The following is a 7,053-nucleotide window of genomic DNA, read 5'->3' as shown; positions in this document are numbered from 1 at the left end:
CGAGCAGGCCACTCCTGCCCGGCAACCCACGAACAAGCGTGAGCGAGGCCCCGGCCCGCGACCACTCACATCAAGCGGTCACGTCATACCGTCTAGCTCAGCCGGGTCGTGACCACGAACTCGTGCACCGCCTCGAGGGCGGGCGGGTGTTCGGGCAGGTCGCTGTTCTCCCGTGCGTTCTTCAGCTCTTCCTGCCAGTGCGCGAGGTCGGCTTCCAGGCGTTCGGGAGCAGGCCGTTCGGCAACGCCGGCCAGCGCCCGGTGCTCGCCGAGGATCTTGGCCTCGATGAGCGCGGGCAGGTAGTCCGGGCCATCGAGCTTCTCCAGCAGGGTCGGCAGGTGTGCGATCACCTCGCCGGTGCGCAGCAGGTGCACCCCGGCCAGCAGCGCGCGGAACGTGTAGAGCAGCGGGCTTGATGTCTGCGGTCTGCTCGAACGACAGCCACGACGTGACCGCGAACCGCGGTAGTGGTGCCCGAGTCCGCTGATGGTCTGCAGCCCAAGATCGAGTCGCGCCGGCTGAGGGCCCCGCCCGCCCAGGGGGACCAGCCACCCGACCATTGGTGTACCCATTTTATCTGCGCAAACAGGCTGTCAAGGTGCCGTTGGGCGATCTGTGGACACCTCGATTCTCGACGGCGACTTGTCCACAGATCGCTCCAGGTCGGCCTTGACAAGCCCGCTCCGCCGCTAGTGTGTGTACACACCTGGGTGGCGGTTAGTCCCCCTGGGCGGGCGGGGCCCTCCGCGCTGGTCGCGATCTTGAAACGCTCTCAGAGCAGGTTGTGGGACTGCTCGGCCACGACCGAGCCCAGGTCCGGAACCTCGTAACTCACAACGACCTCCTGCGCACCGAAATCAGCCAGTCCTCGACGCGTGCCCTGTCCGGTTCCTCCGGCAACGGCCCGTCCGCATCCGCCAGCTCGTCACCGAGCCGGTGTGCCCACGCCACGGCGTCGTCCCAAGGCATCGAGCCGTCGCGGATCTTCAACAGCGAACGGTCCGCGGTGATGTCGTACTGGCCGGTCCGCAGCAGGTGCAGCCCCACCAACCGCAGCCGCACGACGTGCATGAGCTGTTTCGGCTTGAGGTTGCGGCCTGCGCGCGACAGTTGCATCTCCGTCGCGCGCGTGAACGCCCGCACCGCGTACCGGGAGAGGAACGCGGGCAGCAGGTCCTGCAGTTCCTCTCCCATCGGCGTGATGATCTCGACCAGCGGGCTCACCAGCGTCTCGAGCACCGTCGGGTTCGACTTCAGGCCCAGCTTGCAGAAGTGCTCGACCTCCCAGCTGAGCTGTTCCGGTGAAGGGCCCTCGACCGAGGTCGGAGGCTTTTCCAGGCGCCAGAACGCTTCGGTGGGCGCGACGAACACTCCTCGCCTGTCCACATCAGACTCCTCGGTCGCCAACCCGTAGGCGTGCGAGCCGATGATCGCTTCGAGAATCACAGTCGTGGGTCCACCGGTTCCGACTCCAGGGCGAGCACGCCGAAGACGCACTCGTGCACGCGCCACAACGGCTCGCCGCGCGCGACGCGTTCCAGTGCCTCGATGCCCAGGGCGTACTCGCGCAGGGCGAGTCCGCGCTTGCGGCCCAGACCGCGTTTGCGCAGCCGGGTGAGGTTCGTCGGCTCGGTGTAGTCCGGGCCGTAGATGATCCGCAGGTACTCCCGTCCGCGCACCTTCACGCCCGGCTGCACCCGTCCGCCGAGGTTGGCCAGTGGCTTCACGACCATGCCCTCACCACCGGCCTCGGTCAGCTCCTCCCACCACCGGACTCCGGCAGCGGGATCCAACGTGTCCACCACGAGGTGCCGGGTCTGCTGGAACAACGGTCCTTCCAACCGGCCCAGCGTCTCCAGGTGCCACAGGTGCGAACGGTCGTGGAACGTCCGTCCCTCGACCGCAAGCAGCTGGAACGGCGCGATCCGCACGCCCTCCAGTCCCTCGACGGGCCAGCAGTACCTCTCGTACGCCGCGCTGTAGGCCGAGGCGTTCGCGGCTCGCTGGGACGTGCGGGCCAGCAGGTCCGCCACGTCCACACCGCGAGCCGCTGCCGATTCGAGAGCCCCGACCGCCACGGGCAGTGCTGCGCCGGCGGCCGCTCCGACCGCGGCGTACTGCTCGCGGATCAGTCCGGAAGCCTTGGCGTTCCACGGCATCAGCTCCGCGTCGATCAGCAGCCAGTCCGTGTCGAAGGACTCGAACAAGCCGGCACACGCCGAACGGACGCGGTCCAGGAGTTCGTCGCCCAGCGCGCCGTCGAAGAACGCGCGGCCGGTGCGCGTGTAGATCGCACCGCCTTCCTTGCGCACCAACAACACCGCGCGGGAACCCATGTGCTTCTCCTCGCAGATCACCTCGCGGACCCCTGCCGCGAGGTACTCCGCGAACGCCTCGGAAGGGTGCTCCAGCACGTCGTCCCGCTGCGAGGTCGCGGTGGGCGCCATCGTCGGCGGCAGGTACAGCAGGTCGTGCGGGTCGATCGCGAACCGGCTCATGACCTCCAAGGCGCTCGCGGACTGCTCCGCGCGGATCGTGACGGCACCGAGCAGCGACGTCTCGATCCGGCGCAGGCCCGTGACGTCGGTCAACGCCAGCACGTCCGGCTCGCGCTGCGGGGCCAGCGTGGACAGCGGGCGGTCGTTCTCGTACCAGACCTCGTGCGCCTTCACGGAGACGAGCTCCTTCTCCGGGTAGCGCAACGCGGTCAGCTTCCCGCCGAACACCACACCCGTTTCGAGGCACATGGTGTTGTTGATCCACTCGGCCTCCGGCACCAAAACGTGCCCGTACAGCACCATCGCCGAGCCGCGGTAGTCGTTCGCCCACGGCAGGCGCACCGGCAGTCCGTACTCGTCGGTCTCGCCGGTCGTGTCGCCGTACAGGGCGAAACTGCGCACCTTCGCCGATGCACGACCGTGGTAGCGCTCGGGCAGACCCGCGTGTGCGACTACGAGGTTTCCGCCGTCGAGGACGTAGTGCGCGATCAGGCTGTCGCAGAACTTCTCGGCGGCGCGCCGGAAGTCCTCCGGCTCGTGGGCGAGCTGCTCCAACGACTTCTCCAGCCCGTGCCGCACCGTCACCTTGTGGCCGCGCAGCGCCCGCACGAGCTTTTCCTCGTGGTTTCCGCGCACGCTCAAGGCGTGCCCAGCGGCGACCATGCCCATCACGAGGCGCAGCACACCGGGAGTGTCCGGTCCGCGGTCCACCAGGTCGCCGACGAACACGGCCTTGCGGTTTCCCGGCGGGAGTGCGTCGACCGCACGGCCTTCGTCGTCATGGACCAGCGAGTACCCGAGCTCGACCAGCAGCTCCTCCAGTTCGGCACGGCAGCCGTGCACGTCACCGATCACGTCGAACGGGCCGGCCTCGTGCTTGAGGTCGTTGAGCAGCCGCTCGTACACGATGGTCGCGTTGTCCACTTCGGACTCGGAGCGCAGCACGTGGACGCGCTTGAACCCCTCCTTGCCGAGGAACTTCAGCGACCGGTGCAACGCCGCCCGGTGCCGCTTCACGACGTGCGCGCCGAAGTCGCGGTCCGGGCGCTGTGCGTTGCGCTTGAGACACACGTCCGTCGGCATGTCCAGGACGATCGCGACCGGCAGCACGTTCGCCTTCTTCGCGACCTCGACCAGCTTGGCGCGGTCGGGCGCCTGCACGTTCGTCGCGTCGATCACCGTGACGCGTCCCGCCTCCAGCCGCTTGGAGGCCACGTAATGCAGCACGTCGAACGCGGCCGCGGACGCCGACTGGTCGTTCTCGTCGTCGGACACGAGCCCGCGGAAGTAGTCGCTCGACAGGACCTGGGTGGGAAGGAAGTGCTTGCGCGCGAACGTGGACTTGCCGGAACCAGAGGCGCCGATCAGCACCACCAGACACAGGTCAGGGATCTTCAGTTCCATCAGTTCGCTTCTCCTGAGCTGAACACGGCCATCTGGGTCGGTGCGCCGCGCTCGGCGTCTTCCGGCCCGATCGGCACATGACGCACGGCGTAGCCACGTCGTTCCGCCACACCGCCCGCCCACTCCCGGAACTCCGCACGAGTCCATTCGAAACGGTGGTCGGAGTGCCGCATCTGGCCCTCGGGCAACGTTTCGAACAGCGGGTTGTACTCGACGTTAGGAGTGGTCACCAAGACCGTCCGAGGCTTCGCCACCGCGAACACCGAGTGCTCCAGCGCCGGCAGGCGCGACGGGTCGACGTGCTCGACGACCTCCATCAGCACGGCCGCGTCGTAGCCGGCCAGCTCGGCGTCGGCGTACGTCAAAGCCGACTGCCGCAACGTGATCCGCTCACGCACGCGGTCGGACGTGCGGTCCAGGTGGAGCTTGCGCGCCGCCTCCCGCAACGCCTTCGCCGAGACGTCGACGCCGTGGATCTCGGTGAACTCCGGCTCCTTCACCAGTTCGCGCAGCAACGCGCCGCCACCGCAGCCGAGATCAAGCACGCGCTTCGCCCGTGCTTGTTTCAGAGCCTTGATCACGGCCTCCTTGCGCTGTGCGGCAAGGGAGATCTTCGGTTCGGCGAGCGCGTTGTCGAGCTCCTCCGGCTCGACCTCGTCGACCTCGGCGAGCCGTTCCAGCGCGGACAGCACCAGCGGCCGCTTGCGGGCCAGGTACCTGGTGGTGATCAGCTCCTTGTCCGGGTGCGCGGCCAGCCAGCCGTCACCGGCCTTGAGCAGCTTGTCGACCTCGTCGGCCGCCACCCAGTAGTGCTTGCCGCCGTCGAGGACGGGCAGCAGCACGTAGAGGTGCTTCAGGGCGTCGCTGACCTTGAGGGTTCCGGTCAGCGTGACGTCGCCGTAGCGCGAGTCGCCGTGCCCGATGATCGAGACGTCCCAGCCGAGCGGCGTGAACAGGCGTTTCGCGAGCCGGTGCGGCAGCGCGGGAATGCGGACGACCAGCGGAATCGGCGTCCTGGCGAGCTCGGGGTAGCTCTCGCTGCGGCCGTTCATCGCCGTGCGGAACACGCTGCCGAGCGCGACCGTGAGCAACGACCCTGCCGCGTACGGACGGTCGTTGACGTATTGCGTGAGCGTGCTGCCGGGACCTCGCACCAGCGCGACGGGGTCGACCTCCAGCAGGAGGGCGACCGTGCACTCCTCGTTCGTCGCCTTCGGGTAGAAGACGTGCGCGACGCCCGAGCTCGTCGTGAAGGACTGAGCCCGGTCGGGGTGCTTGTGCAGCAGGTGACCGAGATCGGTCGCCGGCTGGTGGGTGGTGGTCATGGTGAGCAACACGAGGTCGAGTCTGATCGAGAGTCGGGCTCCTCGCTGCTGATTTAGTGTGGATTCCATGACGAACCGGCTTGCTGACGCGACCAGCCCGTACCTGCTGCAGCACGCTGAGAACCCGGTCGACTGGTGGCCGTGGTGCGAGGAGGCGTTCGCGGAGGCGCGACGACGAAACGTCCCGGTGCTGTTGTCCGTCGGCTACGCGGCCTGTCACTGGTGCCACGTGATGGCGCACGAATCTTTTGAGGATCCCGCTGTTGCGGCGTACCTGAACGAGCATTTCGTGCCGGTGAAGGTGGATCGCGAGGAACGCCCGGACGTCGACGCCGTCTACATGGAGGTCACGCAGGCCATGACCGGCCACGGCGGGTGGCCGATGACGGTGTTCCTGACGCCGGACGCGCGGCCGTTCCACGCGGGCACCTACTACCCGCCGTCGCCGCGACCGGGCATGCCGTCGTTCACCCAGCTCGTCCAGGCGGTGTCGGCCACCTGGACCTCGCGGCCGGACGAGATCCTGGAGTCGGCGTCCGCCGTGGTGGAGGAGATCTCCCGCCAGACCGCTCCGCTGCCTCCGTCCACTGTGGACTCAGATGCGCTGGCCGGCGCGGTGGTGTCGCTGCTGGGCGAGTTCGACCGGCGCAACGGCGGCTTCGGGGGTGCGCCGAAGTTCCCGCCGTCGATGGTGGTCGAGTTCCTGCTGCGCCACCACGAACGCACCGGCTCGGTCGAGGCGATCTCGATGGCGACCTCGACGGCCGACGCGATGGCGAACGGCGGCATGTACGACCAGCTCGGCGGCGGGTTCGCGCGCTACAGCGTCGACGCGTCGTGGGTCGTGCCGCACTTCGAGAAGATGTTGTACGACAACGCTTTGCTGCTTCGCTTCTACACGCACCTGACGCGGGTCACGGGTTCTGAGCGCTACGCGCGGGTCGCGCAGGACACCGCTTCCTTCCTGCTGCGAGATCTGCGTACCGCTGAGAGTGGCTTCGCGGCCTCACTGGACGCGGACACCGACGGCGTCGAGGGCCTGACGTACGTGTGGTCGTTCGAGGAACTGGGGGAGGCTGCCGCCGCGTTCGGCGTGACCGCCGAGCCGAACTTCGAAGACGGCAAGTCGACGCTGAGGTTCGTGTCGGAGCCGGGCGAGGACGTGCGGGCCGCGCTGCTGGACGTTCGATCCAAGAGGCCACAGCCTGGGCGTGACGACAAGGTGATCGCCGCCTGGAACGGCATGGCGATCGCCGCATTGGCCGAGGCGGGCGCCTTCTTCGGTGAGCCGTCGTGGATCGTGGCGGCATCGGAGGCGGCGTCGTTGCTGGCCTCGGTGCACCTGGTGGAGGGCCGGCTGCTGCGCACCTCGCGGGACGGCGTCGCGGGGCCGTCGTTCGGCGTGCTGGAGGACTACGGCTGCCTCGCGGACGGCCTGCTGGCGTTGCACCAGGTCACGGGCTCGATCCGGTGGCTCGACCTGGCGTGCGGCCTGCTGGACACGGCTCTCGCCCGTTTCGCCGTACCGGATTCTCCCGGTGCCTACTACGACACCGCCGACGACGCGGAGCCGTTGGTGCGCCGTCCTGCCGACTCGACCGACAACGCGTCGCCTTCTGGTGCGTCTTCGCTGGCCTCGGCGTTGTTGACGGCGTCCCTGCTGTCCGGTGCCGATCGCTCGTCGCGCTATCTGACGGCTGCCTCGGAGGCCGTGACGCGCGCCGGTCTGCTGGCCGCACGGGCACCGCGTTTCGCCGGCCACTGGCTGACCGTCGCCGAGGCCCTGGTCGCGGCCGCTGCAGGTGGCCGTCGTGGGCGCCGGCGAT

The 7,053-nt window shown here is 68.6% G+C and carries 4 protein-coding genes and 1 pseudogene; 1 reads left to right on the top strand and 4 read right to left on the bottom strand.

Annotated elements, in window-relative coordinates; genetic code table 11:
* Window positions 1–92 precede the first annotated feature (92 nt).
* The 4 genes from FXN61_RS45780 to FXN61_RS45765 all read right to left on the bottom strand — a co-directional run bounded on the left by FXN61_RS45780 (window position 93) and on the right by FXN61_RS45765 (window position 5,239).
* Window positions 93–560 (bottom strand): DNA polymerase beta superfamily protein, encoded by a 468-nt coding sequence (locus tag FXN61_RS45780; RefSeq protein WP_223165868.1) that lies wholly within the window; start codon window positions 558–560, stop codon window positions 93–95.
* Between the two features lie 271 nt (window positions 561–831).
* Window positions 832–1,446 (bottom strand): nucleotidyltransferase domain-containing protein, encoded by a 615-nt coding sequence (locus FXN61_RS45775; RefSeq protein WP_167980074.1) that lies wholly within the window; start codon window positions 1,444–1,446, stop codon window positions 832–834.
* Window positions 1,443–3,902, bottom strand: coding sequence for a polynucleotide kinase-phosphatase (locus FXN61_RS45770; protein ID WP_167980073.1), 2,460 nt, complete (start codon window positions 3,900–3,902; stop codon window positions 1,443–1,445). Before FXN61_RS45770 ends, FXN61_RS45775 begins: the two co-directional genes overlap by 4 nt.
* On the bottom strand, window positions 3,902–5,239 hold the full coding sequence (locus FXN61_RS45765) for a 3' terminal RNA ribose 2'-O-methyltransferase Hen1 (RefSeq protein ID WP_167980072.1): 1,338 nt from the start codon (window positions 5,237–5,239) through the stop codon (window positions 3,902–3,904). Before FXN61_RS45765 ends, FXN61_RS45770 begins: the two co-directional genes overlap by 1 nt.
* Before the next feature lie 55 nt (window positions 5,240–5,294).
* Here FXN61_RS45765 and FXN61_RS45760 point away from each other — a divergent pair.
* A pseudogene (locus tag FXN61_RS45760) lies at window positions 5,295–7,053 on the top strand (thioredoxin domain-containing protein); the annotation flags it as partial.

The sequence above is a fragment of the Lentzea indica genome, from assembly GCF_012184385.1.
Classification (GTDB): domain Bacteria; phylum Actinomycetota; class Actinomycetes; order Mycobacteriales; family Pseudonocardiaceae; genus Lentzea; species Lentzea indica.
Note: the sequence above shows the minus strand (reverse complement) of the source record. Positions and strands in the feature narration are given on the sequence as shown.

Excerpts from the sequence above, each read along its gene's own strand:
- FXN61_RS45780 (WP_223165868.1), bottom strand. The coding sequence starts at position 560 with ATGGTCGGGTGGCTGGTCCCCCTGGGCGGGCGGGGCCCTCAGCCGGCG.
- FXN61_RS45770 (WP_167980073.1), bottom strand. The coding sequence starts at position 3,902 with ATGGAACTGAAGATCCCTGACCTGTGTCTGGTGGTGCTGATCGGCGCC.